At 61.7% G+C, this 13,462-nt stretch carries 23 protein-coding genes; 18 read left to right on the top strand and 5 right to left on the bottom strand.

The genetic code is table 11. The annotated features are described in order from the left end of the window. Positions 1-273 precede the first annotated feature (273 nt). The 8 genes from ShzoTeo12_RS05875 to ShzoTeo12_RS28225 all read left to right on the top strand — a co-directional run bounded on the left by ShzoTeo12_RS05875 (position 274) and on the right by ShzoTeo12_RS28225 (position 5,034). A complete protein-coding gene (locus tag ShzoTeo12_RS05875; protein WP_242222574.1) occupies positions 274-879 on the top strand; it encodes a sulfite oxidase-like oxidoreductase in 606 nt (201 codons plus the stop codon). Further along, complete coding sequence (locus ShzoTeo12_RS05870; RefSeq protein ID WP_242222572.1) at positions 872-1,615, top strand: ferredoxin reductase; 744 nt, start codon at positions 872-874, stop codon at positions 1,613-1,615. The genes ShzoTeo12_RS05875 and ShzoTeo12_RS05870 overlap by 8 nt, the downstream gene beginning before the upstream one ends. Positions 1,616-1,680: 65 nt before the next feature. Then, the gene (locus ShzoTeo12_RS05865) at positions 1,681-2,946 is read left to right on the top strand and encodes a thiolase family protein (protein ID WP_242222570.1); all 1,266 of its coding nucleotides are present in this window, start codon (positions 1,681-1,683) and stop codon (positions 2,944-2,946) included. A 52-nt stretch (positions 2,947-2,998) separates the two neighbouring features. Next, complete coding sequence (gene grxC, locus ShzoTeo12_RS05860) at positions 2,999-3,271, top strand: glutaredoxin 3 (protein WP_242222568.1); 273 nt, start codon at positions 2,999-3,001, stop codon at positions 3,269-3,271. Positions 3,272-3,337: 66 nt separating this feature from the next. Next, positions 3,338-3,619 (top strand): DUF427 domain-containing protein, encoded by a 282-nt coding sequence (locus ShzoTeo12_RS05855; protein ID WP_242222566.1) that lies wholly within the window; start codon positions 3,338-3,340, stop codon positions 3,617-3,619. A 166-nt stretch (positions 3,620-3,785) separates the two neighbouring features. Further along, a complete protein-coding gene (locus ShzoTeo12_RS05850; RefSeq protein ID WP_242222565.1) occupies positions 3,786-4,052 on the top strand; it encodes a hypothetical protein in 267 nt (88 codons plus the stop codon). A gap of 199 nt (positions 4,053-4,251) precedes the next feature. Then, on the top strand, positions 4,252-4,746 hold the full coding sequence (locus ShzoTeo12_RS05845; protein WP_311936293.1) for a DNA starvation/stationary phase protection protein: 495 nt from the start codon (positions 4,252-4,254) through the stop codon (positions 4,744-4,746). Between the two features lie 51 nt (positions 4,747-4,797). Further along, complete coding sequence (locus tag ShzoTeo12_RS28225; protein ID WP_347342754.1) at positions 4,798-5,034, top strand: peptide-methionine (S)-S-oxide reductase; 237 nt, start codon at positions 4,798-4,800, stop codon at positions 5,032-5,034. A gap of 35 nt (positions 5,035-5,069) precedes the next feature. Here ShzoTeo12_RS28225 and ShzoTeo12_RS05840 read toward each other — a convergent pair whose 3' ends face one another. Together ShzoTeo12_RS05840 and bdcA are read right to left on the bottom strand one after the other, a co-directional pair. Beyond that, complete coding sequence (locus ShzoTeo12_RS05840; protein WP_018429643.1) at positions 5,070-5,750, bottom strand: NADPH-dependent F420 reductase; 681 nt, start codon at positions 5,748-5,750, stop codon at positions 5,070-5,072. After that, positions 5,743-6,456, bottom strand: a complete 714-nt coding sequence (bdcA, locus tag ShzoTeo12_RS05835) for an SDR family oxidoreductase (RefSeq protein ID WP_026227545.1) — start codon at positions 6,454-6,456, stop codon at positions 5,743-5,745. The genes ShzoTeo12_RS05840 and bdcA overlap by 8 nt, the downstream gene beginning before the upstream one ends. A gap of 71 nt (positions 6,457-6,527) precedes the next feature. On the opposite strand from bdcA, the gene ShzoTeo12_RS05830 reads away from it, so the two are divergent. Further along, positions 6,528-7,121: a TetR/AcrR family transcriptional regulator gene (locus ShzoTeo12_RS05830; protein ID WP_018429645.1), complete on the top strand. Its 594-nt coding sequence runs from the start codon at positions 6,528-6,530 to the stop codon at positions 7,119-7,121. Between the two features lie 583 nt (positions 7,122-7,704). After that, the gene (locus ShzoTeo12_RS05825; RefSeq protein ID WP_242222563.1) at positions 7,705-8,115 is read left to right on the top strand and encodes an Rv2175c family DNA-binding protein; all 411 of its coding nucleotides are present in this window, start codon (positions 7,705-7,707) and stop codon (positions 8,113-8,115) included. 23 nt (positions 8,116-8,138) lie between these two features. Here ShzoTeo12_RS05825 and ShzoTeo12_RS05820 read toward each other — a convergent pair whose 3' ends face one another. Then, complete coding sequence (locus ShzoTeo12_RS05820) at positions 8,139-8,315, bottom strand: type IV toxin-antitoxin system AbiEi family antitoxin domain-containing protein (RefSeq protein WP_242222561.1); 177 nt, start codon at positions 8,313-8,315, stop codon at positions 8,139-8,141. Positions 8,316-8,612: 297 nt separating this feature from the next. Here ShzoTeo12_RS05820 and ShzoTeo12_RS05815 point away from each other — a divergent pair, with 297 nt between their 5' ends. The 8 genes from ShzoTeo12_RS05815 (at position 8,613) to ShzoTeo12_RS28220 (ending at position 12,658) form a co-directional block, all read left to right on the top strand. After that, on the top strand, positions 8,613-9,971 hold the full coding sequence (locus ShzoTeo12_RS05815; protein WP_318911666.1) for a DUF6538 domain-containing protein: 1,359 nt from the start codon (positions 8,613-8,615) through the stop codon (positions 9,969-9,971). A gap of 91 nt (positions 9,972-10,062) precedes the next feature. Then, positions 10,063-10,287 carry a dehydrogenase gene (locus ShzoTeo12_RS05810; RefSeq protein WP_318911665.1) on the top strand — a complete coding sequence of 75 codons (225 nt, stop codon included), beginning with the start codon at positions 10,063-10,065 and terminating at the stop codon, positions 10,285-10,287. Then, positions 10,284-10,799 (top strand): hypothetical protein, encoded by a 516-nt coding sequence (locus ShzoTeo12_RS05805; protein ID WP_318911664.1) that lies wholly within the window; start codon positions 10,284-10,286, stop codon positions 10,797-10,799. Before ShzoTeo12_RS05810 ends, ShzoTeo12_RS05805 begins: the two co-directional genes overlap by 4 nt. 39 nt (positions 10,800-10,838) lie before the next feature. Further along, complete coding sequence (locus tag ShzoTeo12_RS05800; RefSeq protein WP_318911662.1) at positions 10,839-11,093, top strand: hypothetical protein; 255 nt, start codon at positions 10,839-10,841, stop codon at positions 11,091-11,093. A gap of 103 nt (positions 11,094-11,196) precedes the next feature. Continuing rightward, positions 11,197-11,865, top strand: a complete 669-nt coding sequence (locus ShzoTeo12_RS05795; RefSeq protein ID WP_318911660.1) for an SOS response-associated peptidase — start codon at positions 11,197-11,199, stop codon at positions 11,863-11,865. A gap of 43 nt (positions 11,866-11,908) precedes the next feature. Beyond that, the gene (locus ShzoTeo12_RS05790; protein WP_318911658.1) at positions 11,909-12,064 is read left to right on the top strand and encodes a hypothetical protein; all 156 of its coding nucleotides are present in this window, start codon (positions 11,909-11,911) and stop codon (positions 12,062-12,064) included. Further along, positions 12,061-12,558 (top strand): hypothetical protein, encoded by a 498-nt coding sequence (locus ShzoTeo12_RS05785; RefSeq protein ID WP_318911657.1) that lies wholly within the window; start codon positions 12,061-12,063, stop codon positions 12,556-12,558. The genes ShzoTeo12_RS05790 and ShzoTeo12_RS05785 overlap by 4 nt, the downstream gene beginning before the upstream one ends. A gap of 7 nt (positions 12,559-12,565) precedes the next feature. Beyond that, positions 12,566-12,658 carry a hypothetical protein gene (locus ShzoTeo12_RS28220; RefSeq protein ID WP_413251141.1) on the top strand — a complete coding sequence of 31 codons (93 nt, stop codon included), beginning with the start codon at positions 12,566-12,568 and terminating at the stop codon, positions 12,656-12,658. Positions 12,659-12,723: 65 nt separating this feature from the next. On the opposite strand, the gene ShzoTeo12_RS05780 is transcribed toward ShzoTeo12_RS28220, so the two are convergent. Further along, complete coding sequence (locus ShzoTeo12_RS05780; protein WP_318911655.1) at positions 12,724-13,131, bottom strand: DUF1515 family protein; 408 nt, start codon at positions 13,129-13,131, stop codon at positions 12,724-12,726. Positions 13,132-13,198: 67 nt separating this feature from the next. Beyond that, positions 13,199-13,390, bottom strand: a complete 192-nt coding sequence (locus ShzoTeo12_RS05775; RefSeq protein WP_318911653.1) for a hypothetical protein — start codon at positions 13,388-13,390, stop codon at positions 13,199-13,201. Positions 13,391-13,462: the final 72 nt, after the last annotated feature.

Here is a 13,462-nt window from a genome sequence, read left to right as displayed (position 1 = left end):
AATCCGCTGACGGGGATACGCCTGCAATGCCGGTTCGAAGCTATCGAAACTATAGCGACAGGGTATTGGGAAATCATACTGGACTGACGCTATAGTCTTCACGCATAACCACGACTCAAAATGGTCCAACACTTTTCTCTACGCTAATAGAGAATCCGGTATTCTGATTTTCAGTGAATTGGCTCGTTCGGCGGTTGTGCGCGCAAAGATCTTTTACAGAATTCTGAACTGAATCCGGTTCTGGTCTGTCGTGACAAGCAAGGGGGTTTCGCTATGGTCACCAGAGGTTTCACAGGCCGCGGTCCAGGCGGCGACCGGTCCGATCGGATTCCGCCGGGTCAGCATCTCGTGGAGAATTTCCCTGTTCTGACGGCCGGGCCAACGCCGAACGTGGAGCCCTCCGATTGGAAATTCACCGTCAAGATCGGTCCGAAGCCGGTCAAAGTGTGGAATTGGAGCGAGTTCAACGCTCTACCGAAGACCAAGGTGACCCGAGACATTCACTGCGTCACGTCCTGGTCCAAGCTGGATACCGCGTGGGAGGGCGTACTCGTAGAAGACATCCTTGCAGATGCAGGGCTCGATCGGCCCACCGATTTCGTCTTGGCGCACTGCTACGATAACTACTCGACAAACATCCCGCTGGCGGATCTTCTCTCCGGGAAAGCGATGGTCGCCCTCAACTATGCGGGCAAGCCGCTTCCCCGCGATCATGGAGGGCCGGCGCGTCTTCTGGTTCCGCACCTTTACTTCTGGAAGTCCGCCAAATGGGTGAACGCGCTGCAATTCACAACGCGTGACGAGGCCGGATTTTGGGAGCTGCGCGGCTATCACATCTACGGCGATCCGTGGCGCGAGCAACGATACACCAATGACTGAAAACGGCGCGCAAATCGCGTGGCAGCCATGCGTAATCGACGAAATCGTCCAACAGACCCCGAGTATCAAGAGCTTCTTCCTTCGGTTGAGCAAACCGTTCGCGCACATCGCAGGGCAGCATGTCGATGTCCGGCTGACCGCGCCCGGTGGCTACAGTGCGATGCGGAGTTACTCGATCGCGTCTTCGGCAATCTCGTCTCCGATCGTCGAGCTCGCTATCGAGCGCCTACCGGATGGCGAAGTTTCGCCGTTCTTTCACGATGTCGCAGCGATCGGCGACGAAATCGAGCTTCGTGGTCCGCTCGGCGGCCATTTTCTATGGCCTGAACCTGCCATAGACCCAGTGCTGTTGATCGGGGCAGGCTCGGGCCTCGTGCCGTTGATGGCAATGATCCGGCAGCGCCGCGCACTAGCCCAGGTCGTGCCGACAGCGCTGCTCCTGTCCGCACGAACCGCTGAAGACGTTCTCTTCTCAAAAGAGCTTCATTCCATCGAAGTCAGCGATCCGGCATTCGTCTTGGCGCTGGCAATTACGCGCGAGAACCCGGTCCGCGCATCGGACTTTGCGCGACGGATCGACGGCGTGATGGTCCAAGAAATTCTGGCCCGGCTTCACCGAAAGCCCACACAAGTATTCGTTTGCGGGTCCAACGGTTTCGTCAACATCGCGACCGAGGGCGCGCTGCTGGCCGGCCTGGACCCCACCATTATCAAAACCGAGCGCTACGGTGGTTAGCGGCCCAAGCGACTGCGCGTTCCGCCGTCGCGGAAGTGCAGCCCAGAAATAGTTTGGAGATCATAATGAGCCGCTTTGCCAAACCCGTCTTCGTTGCAGCCGGCCTTCGGACCCCTTTCGGCCGCGGTGGAGGCGCGTTGGCGGCTTACGACGCCATCTCTCTGTCCGTGCCTGTCGTACAGGCGATGGCGGCGCAGGCGGAGCCCGATCTCCTCGTCTGGGGAACCGTGATTCCGAATTTGGGCTGGAGCAATATTGCTCGCGAAACCTGGCTTGATGCCAAGCTCAATCCGACTGTTCCGGCGTTCTCCGTCGTCCTGGCATGCTCGACCAGCATGACGGCGACCTTCGCTGCGGCAGGGATGCTGGGCGGAGGAACCCACCTCACCATGGTCGGCGGATCCGAAGTCATGAGCCGGCCGTCAATCGCCCTGACGGCCGATGCATCGAAGCGGCTCACCGACCTCTTTGCGCAGGATGCGACCGCCGCGCTTGCCGCCCTCCAGTCTCTGACGCCACGAGACTACGTGCTCCCCACAAAGGGCTGGGCCAACCGGATCACCGGAAGGACGATGGGTGATCATATGGAGGAGACCGCCAAGGCTTGGCGGGTCTCGCGCGTCGCGCAGGATGATTGGGCGCTCAAGAGCCACCAGCGGGCAGTCGCTGGTTGGGAACGTGGCTTCTTCGACGATCTCGTGATTTCGCTGCCTGAGCTGGCGCGCGATGCGAACCCGCGCGCCGATACGTCGCCCGAACGGCTGGCCGCACTCAAGCCCGCCTTCGATCGCGACAGCGGGAGGGGAACCCTGACCGCCGGCAACAGCTCACCGATTACGGATGGAGCCGCCGGGTGTTGGGTCGCTACCGAAGCCGGTGTGGCGAGACTCCCGGCGGGCACCCCCTACGCGCGGCTCGTCGACTACGAGATCTCTGCCGTCGATCTCCACACTGAGGGCCTGCTGATGGCGCCCTCCTATGGCATTCCGCGCCTGCTCGCGCGGCATCAACTCAGCTTCTCCGACATCGCACTCTGGGAAATCCACGAAGCCTTCGCAGCCCAGGTCCTGGCGAACGTCGCGGCCATCACCGATCGGGAGTGGGTGCGCGCGACAGCCGGTGTCCAGGCGGCTATGGGCGATTTCGACTGGGACCGCGTCAATCCCAATGGAGGCTCGGTCGCCCTGGGTCATCCGTTCGGCGCTACAGGCGCGCGCGACCTCAGCCAAGCGGTGAAGGAACTTTGGGCCATGCCGCCCGGATCGCGCGCAATCGTCAGCATCTGCGCCGACGGCGGTCAAGGCACAGTCGCCCTCCTCGAACGCGGCTGACGGTAGATCAACGCCATGACAGCGATCCGCTTCCAACTGTCGGAGACGCGATATGACAACTGATGTGCTGCTGTACATCACGAACTGGTGCCCGTTCTGCCGCCGGGCGAAGACGCTCCTCAAGGAGAAGGGCGTGCAATGGAAGGAACTCGATATCGAGGCGGATCCGGTTCACCGGCAGGCCATGACGGAAGCGTCGGGTCGAAACACCGTGCCGCAGATCTTCATCAACGGCACGCATGTCGGTGGCTCCGACGAGCTTTTCGAGCTCGATGTCAGAGGCGAACTCGACAAACTCCTCGGGCGCACGCCGCGCGCCAACTGAGGGGGCGCGGCCCGGGCAGACACCCCATGACCTCGTGCCGGTTTTTGAATGGGAAAGGAGAGTCCGTTGGTCTCAGCTATCTGGAATGACGCCACCATCGCCACAAGCAACGAGACGGTCGTCGTCGAGGGAAACCACTACTTCCCACCGTCGGCGGTCGATTTTAGCCTGCTTGAGATGAGCCCGCACACGTCCGTCTGTCCGATCAAGGGCACCGCGCGCTACTTCCATGTTCGTGTGGGCGATGCGCTCAACGCGAACGCGGCCTGGACCTATCCCGATCCGACGCCGGAAGCCGAGGGCATTCGGGATCACGTCGCTTTCTGGAAGGGCGTGGACGTTGCATAGCAGACTGGTCAGGCGGCGGCTTCGCTGATGGCCCTGTGCAAGCGCCGGCATCTCAGATCTTCCGCCCATCCCGAAGCGGCTCGGCTGAAGGACACTGCCCCGGGCCGTTCGGCGCCAACAGCGTCGAATCCTTGCGTCTCTGCCGGATCAAGACGGGTGGATTGAGATGGAGCATGCCGGGTTCGATGCCGCTTTCGCCAAGCTTGCGGAGGGATACAGCGAAGGCGCCTACGAAGGCCGGCGTTTCGGCCTGACTGTCCGGCGATCCGGGGATGGGCGCCGCAACAGCCTGTTCGCCAGGGAGTTGGCCGGGACCGACATTGTCAGCTTCAACCTCTACCGCGTTACGTCAGACAAAACCTTGCTGAAGCCGTGCGAGATGTCCGCCGAAAAGGTCGTGGCGTTCGTGCTGGATTTCCGACCGGACCCCTGACGGGCAGGTGGAGGTCCAGGCCGACCGGTCCGCCTGCGACACCCGCCCCCCAACGATTGCGCATGTCGCTCAAAGGCATCGAAACTATAGCCGCTGATCATTGGACTTCGTCTGGCGATGAATTCATCTTCTATACATCGCCATCCGTGGGGGAATCGGCGCTGGATCCCGTGTAAGCCAGATTGAGAAAGTCTAATCGATGACGAACAATAATGACGCCACCCTTCCAACACCTTCTGATCTTGACGGATGCGCGGCGATGACTGTCGCCGACGCTCTGAAGATTATTTTGGCGAACAGCTACGCGATCTACCTGAAGACAAAAAATTTCCACTGGCACGTCTCCGGACCCTACTTCAGGGACTATCACCTGCTTCTTGATGAGCAGGCCGCAGAGATCCTCGCCGCCACCGATGCGATCGCCGAGCGCGCCCGAAAAACGGGCAACACCACCATACGATCGATCGGCGATATCGCGCGCCACCAGACCATCAAGGACAATGATGCTGAGTTCGTGACGCCGCAGGACATGCTGGGTGAGCTCCGCGCCGACAATCTCCACATGGTCGAGTCGTTTCGCCGCGCAAAGGACGTCGCGGACAAGGCGAAGGATAATGCGACGTCCGGCCTGATCGATGCTTGGACGGACGAGGCTGAGCGCCGTGCCTGGTTCCTCTTCGAAATCAGCCGCTAGCGCTTTACCGGGCAAACCTACGTCAGGAATGACGCCTGGGCGTGCGAGGTGATGATGGCGAAGGCCGGCTTTGGAGGGGGATGCCATTGGTGCACAGAGGGAGTGTTCCAGGCGTTGCGCGGCGTCGACCAGGTCGACCAGGGCTTTGTCCGGTCGGACGCGCCGGCAGATAGGCCTTGTCGGCGGGATCGCGGATCGCTGCTGCCCTCTCAGCGATACCGACCGCGGCAGGCGCAGGCCGACATGAACGTGATGCCGGCGCGGGCGAGAACGGCGAAGACCTCGTAGGCATGGGCGGTGTGGTCGGGCAGAGGCAGTCTGCCCTATCTCGGTGGGAGCGGTGTCGCCTTGGCAAGGTTCGCAATCAGCGCGGGACGCGTTTGATGGTCGTGCGCGTGCCATGCGGGCTGACCCGGAGCGCTCCGCCAGGACTCGCTAAGCGGGCTGTTGTCCGCCGTGTCGAAGCCGAACTGGTCGTACAGTCGCGTGACCAGCGCCACCGCTTCGGGATAGTCGCTCGACACCGACAGCGCGTGCCGCCCCGGCGTGCCAGCGGGCCGCGCCGACAGCAACAGGCGCGGTGCCTGGATATGCGTGAACGCCTTCGCGACCTTGGACGTTGGCAGCTGATCCTGCCGCAGTTCGTGCTCGGTCTTCGCGCCGGTATCGACGAGGGCATAGCGCCCGTCGCGCCACGGCATATAGTTGTTGGTGTCGAGCACGATCTTGTTCGCCAGTTGCGCCACGGGCATGTCGTTGACCAGCTTGAGCGGGACCGCGATCACGACGAATTCTCCCGCCTCCGCCGCACCGGCAGCGGTCGCGGCGCGGGCAGGCGGCCCGAGCTCCGCGACCAGCCCGGCCAGGGTTTCGGGCCCCCGCGAGTTGGCGATGACAACCCGATAGCCGTTGGCGATGGCGGCGCGGGCAATCTGGCTGCCGACCTCGCCCGCGCCGATGATGCCGATGGTGGTCATCGGCGCGGGCGAGGTCGGATCAGGCACCGAACGCGCCGTCGATGGTGTGCATGGCGCCCGTAACGAACCCCGCCTCCGGGCCGGCGAGGTACGCCACCATGCCCGCGACTTCCTCTGGCCGCCCGTGGCGCTTGATCGCCATGAAGCTGTGCAGCAGCTCCTTCATCGGTCCGTCCGCCGGATTGGCGTCGGTGTCGATCGGGCCGGGCTGCACCACATTAATCGTGATCCCGCGGGACCCGAAGTCGCGTGCCAGCCCGCGCGCCATCCCTTGCAGCGCAGACTTGCTGAGCGCGTAGGAGGACATGCCTGGAACGGGCATCCGGTCGCCGTTCACCGATCCGATGACGATGATCCGGCCACCCTGGGGCATCTGGCGCGCGGCCTCGACCGAGGCATGATAGGGCGCGTGGATATTGATCCGGAACAGCCGGTCGATTGCGTCCGGATCCTGCTCCAGAGAATCGCCGAAAACACCGATTCCGGCATTGACGACCAGCACGTCGAGCGCGCCACTGTCCTTCACGCGCGCGATCACCGCGTCGCGATCCGCGCTGTCCGTCTCGACAGCGGTGCTGCCCGTTTCGGCCGCCAGCGCGTGGGCCGCGTCAGGCGAACCGGAATAGGTAAAGGTCACCTTCGCGCCATCTGCCACAAAACGCCGAACGATCGCCGCGCCGATCCCCCGACTGCCACCCAGCACGAGAACGGATTTCGCCTCAAACACACCCATCGGACTTTCCTTGATCAATAACTTACGACTCGCTACATAAACGACTTGAAAGACCCGTCAAGGTATTTGTAGTGGTTCATACAAAATTATCCCGCGCACGCGGCAGACCGCGCCTGTTCGACCCGGACGAAGCGGTCGCGACCGCCCAGCGGCTGTTCCATTCGCGTGGCTATGATGCCGTCAGCATCGCGCACCTGACTCAGGCGATCGGGATAAACCCGCCCAGCTTCTATGCCGCCTTCGGCAGCAAGGCCGAGCTCTACAGCCGCATTCTCGATCGCTATGCCGGTACCGGCGCGATCCCGCTGTTCGATCTGCTGAACGCCGATCGCCCGGTCGCGGAATGCCTCGTCGCGGTGCTGGAAGCGGCGGCGCGGCGCTATGCCGCCGATCCGGACGCGGCGGGGTGCCTCGTTATCGAGGGTGTGCGCTGCACCGACCGCGAGGCACGCGAGGCGGCCGGAACGTTCCTTGCGGCGGCGGAGGAGGCGATCCATCGCTTCGTCGCCGCGCGCCATCCCGAACAGGCCGAGCGCGTGACCGACTATATGAGCACCGTCATGGCCGGCCTGTCCGCCAGCGCTCGCAACGGGCACGATCTCGATCGCCTGCTCGCCGCCGCCCGGCTCGCCGGGGCTGGTCTTGAGCAGGTGGTTCGCGGCTAATCCGCAAGCTCGGCAAAATGACCAGGACGTTATCGACCGGAAAGGTTGGTCGCGAACACCGCGTCGCGCTGCCGCTTCAGCGTTTGCGTGCCATCGGAGTTGGACACCTGGATATGGCCGATGGGCAATGCGCACTCCGCCAGAAAAGACTGAAGCTCCCGGGCATGTCAGCTTATCGTGCGGACGCGAAGCTGACATGCTGAAGGTCCGAAACGAGTCACTAGCGGAACTTGGGTTCAGTGCCGGAAGCGGACACTCCACGCGAGTCGGTCACAAGTACAAGCCGCCGGCTCCAGAGGCTATCGTGCCTCTGCTTCCGGCCTTATCAGACCAGGCCCAAAGGCCGACAATGCATTAGACTGAACCCGGACCACTCAATAGGGGCAGGCCAACCTTCGATCCGAACAACGAAGCGATCCGTGTGCCGAATGCGGCGAACCGGGATAGGCGCTAACGACATAGGCTGAGAAGTTCGTGGGCGCGTCGCCAGAAACGGCGTGCCCATGAACGATCCTGGCTCTGGCTCCGTTTCTTTCGTAGGCTTCGTCGGGATCAAAGGCCGATGAGGTCAGGAGGATCATCCATGCAAGCAGGAACCATAGCTGACACCGCCGTCTTGGCTGAGGCCTTCACCCGCGGTTCGGCTATGAAGCGCGGCATGCTCGTCATGGAAGGCGGGGTTCTGTCCCGCGATGAGTTCGCAGGTCGGATCGGCCTGACGCCCGAGGAACTTGAGGCCCAGCCCCTCCTTTGGCTCGATGTCGATGGCGAGCGCGCCTATCCCGCCTTCCAGATCACCGGCACCGGACTGCTTCCCGGTATGAGCGCCGTGGTCGAGGCGTTCACGATCGAGGAGCCCTGGATGCGGGTCAACTTCATGCTGACCGACGACGCTCGCCTCGGCGGCCAGCGCCCGATCGATGCGTTGCGCGAAGGCCGGATTGTCGATGTCGTCAAAGCCGCTCGGGCCCACGGCGAACACGGCGCGGCCTGACATTTCCGCGGACGAAGCTTCCATCAGGCAGCTTCTCGCTCGGCTGCGCGATAGAGGCCGTAGCCTTCCCTCACCAGCCAGCCCTCCTCGCACATCCAGGCGAGATAGTGCCGCGGGATACCGATGGCGGTAAAATCGCTTGTCCTCACGATCGTACGCTGGCGGGCGAATGCGTAGGCTTTCTCCCGCAGCGACGGCATCGGACCGCCCGCCAGACGCATGCGCTCAGCACGGTCACGATCGCGCTTCCTCTGCTGGGGCGGGTTTTTCGGGGTCGCGGCGGGAATCTGAAAGAGATAGTTCGCATCTTCGTCGACCCCGGCGAGCCACTTATTCGAGGGCCTGCGCTGAGAAGCGCAGGCCCTTTTTCTTCGCCAAATCAATCTCTTGCAAAGTCGGCACCATCGATCCAGACGAATAGTAATCCAGCGGCCGTTGCTTTTTTGGATACTTTTTGGCTACTTTTTGGGTACCAGTAGCCAAAAAGCAGGGCGAAGATGAAATCCGCGGCCTTTCAAAAATACGTCGTCCGGCATCCAGTGAGCGGAATCTACCGCTACTATCGGAAGGTTCCGATCGAGGCCGCATCGTTCGAATCTCGGCGGCACATAAAACAGTCGCTGAAGACCCGGGACCTCAAGGAAGCTCTCGAACGGGCCCAGGCGGTCCATGCCGCCTGCGAAACTTACTGGAGAGCGATGTTGTCCGGCGCGGAGCGAAATGACGCCGTGAAGCAATACGAGGCGGCAGTGAGGGCTGCACAGTCCCTCAACTTCACCTATCATCCTGCCGCGGTCGTCGCCGAAATGGACTCCCTTGAATTCTTCCAGCGCGTCCGTGCGGTAACGATAGCGAGGAAAAAACCCTTGTCTACCAGCGCCCTCGTCATTGACGCGGCGTTCGGTGTTGCGCCGCCGCCAGCGCCTCGCCTCAGTGAGGTTTGGGAGCTCTACGAGAAGCATAACCAGGCGGGGCTGACCGGGATGTCGGCTGGGCAACTGGATCTCCACAAGACATCTCGCGAGCGAGCGATCCGGTACTGCTCCGATGTCCTCGGGGACGTCGAACTTAGTTCCATCACCCGGGAAGACGTCCTCCGCGTTCGCGACTGGTGGAATCAGAAGATCCTGGACGAAGGCCTGACAGCCTACACGGCCAATCGCTCCTTCAGCGACATGAAGGGTATGCTCGGCGCCATCGACGATGCCCTGAGGACGAGGTACCGAGAGCCGTGGCTCGACATCCGCATCAAGACGACCAACGCGACGAAGGGGAAGAAGCGCCGGCCGTTCTCTCCAGACTTCGTGCAGAATCGCATCCTCGCGCCGGGTGCGCTCGACGGCATGGATGAGGACGCGAAGCTGATCGTCTACACGATGGTCGAGACGGGCATGCGTCCGAACGAGATTTGCAATCTTCGCCCGGTCGACATCAAACTCGATGATCCCGTGCCCCACCTTGAGGTCGCTGACCGAACCGACCGTCGTCAAAAGTCCGAATACTCAGTTCGGCAAGTTCCCCTCGTCGGCGTCGCGCTGTGGGCGATGAAGCAGCGGCCGAACGGCTTTCCCAAATACCAGGACAACGCGAACACAGCCTCGGCTACGATCAACAAGGCGCTTCGATCTCGCGAACTATGCCCTACTATGAGCCACACGCTCTACTCCCTGCGGCACACCTTCCAAGACAGGATCGAGAACGCCGGCGCCTCGGATCGAATGCAGGCCAACCTCATGGGCCACGAGTTTGGCCGTCCGGTCTACGGCGACGGACCCGAGCTCAAGCGCCGACAGGACTTCCTCGAAAGCATCAAATTCCGTTGGGAGGAACCCAAGACGCCCGCTCCCATAGCGTGAGCACAATGGCATTGACTCCCGCGACGATGAGAACATAGTAAGAACAGACGGCACGAGGCCGCCAGCCAACATTCATTTCAACACGCCTGCTGTGGCACCGACACAGGAGAACGACGACGTGCGCCCGCTCGTAAGACCACCTGAAAACCCAAGCGAGATCGATGAGGCGTTGGCCTGGCACGACGGGGACGCCCGCGCCGCTATTGCTACCCTTCTGGCGGATTGCGCCTACCTGCGCTCGCAGCTCGATCTTGCCGGCCGGGTGATGGGCGCCGGCTTCACCCGCGGCTGGCGCCCCAACCCCGAGCGAGAATGAAGCGGATGATGGAGCAACAAAAAGGCGGCGGCCCAATGAGCCGAAGGGACGCGCGCGCAAGAGAAATAGTCCTGGTCTCGCTAGGCGTTGCGCTGGCAGTAACGCCAAAATTCAAACTCCAATATTACGCCAGGATCAGTTCGTCTCGGCGGGCGGCGGCGATTGCAGGCAGAATGGAGGTGGTCGGCATTGATGCCATAGCCCCGCAGATGGCCCAACGTTTCGCCCCCTTCGCCGTTTTCTCGGGCGAGGACGCCAACCAATGGCGGATCGTGGAGCCGACAGTCCGGGAAGCCCTCATCACCGTACCTATCCCTGAACGTGTCCTCCTTGCCAAAGGTGATACAGATACCCGCCACAAAATCGCCAAGCAGGTTTTTGAGGCGGTCGACCGAAAGTATCGGCTGGTCGCTCTTCCGGCGATGCCTGCCAACAATCCCGGGGGCTGGTGGGATATCGTTTTCGAGCAGGAGTATGGATTACCGAAACCGGACGGCACCTTGCCGGCCTGAAGGCCGCGCACTATTCTCCCAGGGGTGGAGGAGAAAAAAATGGCGCTCAAGGGCCCTCATCGCACCGGTTGCCCCGAAGACAGGCTCCTTCGTTGCGAGGAGGATCTTGAGGCGGAATTCCATGAACTTCTTCGACGGGCCGCGCTGGCGGGATGGAGTGAGAGCGAGGCCTGCACGGCGATCGCTTCCTTGGCGGACCATCGCATCCTCGCCGCGGATGCCAATAATCGCATGATGAGCGAGATAGCCAGCCGCCGGCCGTCCGGCATCGTCATCAGGGCGCCACGCCGATGAGACAGGACGCGAGCTTCCTGATGGTCCTGATCTTCTCCGCGCTGCTTGCAATTTCGATGGTGGCCGCGCCGCTTTTGCGGCTTTTCTACGGGAGCTGACCAACATGTGCGGCCGCTTCACGCAAATGATGTCCTGGCGGGAACTTGTCGCACTCTACCGCCTGACCGACAAATACCTGATCAAGAATACCGAGGCGCGCTACAATATCGCCCCGACGCAGACTGTCCCGTTCATCCGGGTCGATGGCGAGGGGAACCAAGTCGTCGAGGACGGCCGCTGGTGGCTCGTTCCGCACTGGGCAAAGGAAATGCCAAAGGCGGCGATGTTCAATGCGCGCATCGAAACCGTGGACACCTCGCCGGCATTCCGCGATGCCTTCAGGATGCGACGCTGCCTGATCCCGGCTGACGGCTTCTATGAATGGACCAAAGCGGATGACGGCGGCAAGGATCCCTGGCTCATCCAGTTGCCCGGCGGCGCCCCCTACGCCTTCGCAGGCCTGTGGGCACACAATACGGCGCTGGACGTGACGAGCTGCACGATCATCACCGCGCCGTCGATTGTCCCCATCAGTCAGATACATGACCGGATGCCGATCATTCTCGAGCCGGACATGTTCGATGGCTGGCTCAATCCGAATACGCCGAAGGAAAACCTCAAGGGCATTCTGACCCATCATCTCGACGGACAAATGCAAATGCATAGGGTGAGCCGCGAGGTGAACAAAGCAACATTTGCCGGCAAGCCAGAGCCAATCGTAAATTCACTCTGATCGGAACAAGCCGGTGAACAGGGGAATCTTAATGGAGGGAAAGATGGAGATGGCGCCGGAGATTGAAGAGGCGTTGAACCGCTTCGCCTTGGAGCAGGAGATTACGCGCGAGGAGGCGCTCGCACTCATCGCCCGCGACTGGCTGATCGGGCAAAGGCTTCTCCGCGCCGAGAGCGACGATGAGGACGCAACGGAATGAAGCCTGCAAGCATGTGGTTTATGGACGACCGGCCGGAACTTGCGGCCGAGATCGGATGGATAACCATCAGGTGGGCGGCGCTCGATCTATTGCTTGTTCAGATACTCGGCGAAGTGCTGAGGAACAGAGTCGCGGCCCAACAGATCATCTTCGCGGAGCAAAACGCGGGACAGCAGCGCTTCCGAGCGTTCGAGAGAGTGATCGGAACATCCAGCCTGGACGCCGCCACACGCAAGGCGATCATCGATCGAATGAAGCAAATCGGTGTGCTCTACCGGAAAAGAAATGAAATCGTGCATGAGCCTTTCAGCAGTCGCCTCCAGGTAATAGACGGCAAGCTCCACGGTCGCATCATAGCCCTTGATCGCGAGGGAAAATCCAAGGACATCAACATCGACGACTTCAAACGGCATGCCACTCAGGTAGATGAGCACCTGACCTTCCTGGAGGAGACGGCGTTGGCAATTTCGCTCCTGCACGAGGACATCGACTAAGGCGTGCCTGGCGATCCTAGAAGGAAGGAATAAACCCGAGACAGCTTGGGTCGCCTTTCTGAAGGCGGACAAGGAGGCCGGCGTTTTCATACGGCCATAGCACAAACGAAAAATGGCCCCCCGCCGAAGCGAGGGGCTAAAACTTCACTGGCGCCGGAGCGCCCATTATATCGCACGGCCGAGAACGACCGCAATCAACCGCTTGATCGCCTCGGCGAAGGTCACCCCCATCGCCGCGCCACCGAGTCCGATGATCGCAATCGTGGTCATCCCGACGATCTTCCATCGCCTTACATCGTTGGTGACCGGCTTGATCTCATTCTTGATTTCGTTCCGGACACCATCGAGGTCTGCAGCGTGTGTCGAGACGTTAATCTCAATAGAGCCGACCCGGTCCACGAGTTCATCGACACGATTATGGAGCTTGGCCCGGCTCGCATCGGACTTCTCATCAGAGCGACGCAAGGTGTCTTCGATGCGCCGCTGCGTTTCCTGCACAGCGCGAAGCGTGCCGAAGAGCTCCCCGAGCTTGTGGTGCACGGAGGCGCTGATCTCGGATTCGGTAGGCGCCATGTGTCGATCCTTGATGCTGGCAGGGACGCACTGCCTCGCGACTAGCACGCCCTTCGATGATTGCTGGTTACGGCTTCACGCCGCAGATTGCGGCGAGCTTTTCGTTTTCGGTGAGGATTTGCTTCTCGGTCTCGGGCGTCATCCGGTCATTGACCGAGGGGCGGATGACGCGGGCGAGCTCGCAATAGCTACCTCCCGTCGCGCATCCACTTAGAGAGAACAGAACCAACGGCCCCCTCATCCATGCGACGAACTTCATCTTCAACTCCCCTCGCCTTCTTGCGAGCATCAGCGTCGCGCTTCTCGCGGGCCGCGGCGGCGGCTGCCCTGC

Source organism: Shinella zoogloeoides (genome assembly GCF_033705735.1).
Taxonomy (GTDB): Bacteria; Pseudomonadota; Alphaproteobacteria; order Rhizobiales; family Rhizobiaceae; genus Shinella; species Shinella zoogloeoides_A.
Note: the sequence above shows the minus strand (reverse complement) of the source record. Positions and strands in the feature narration are given on the sequence as shown.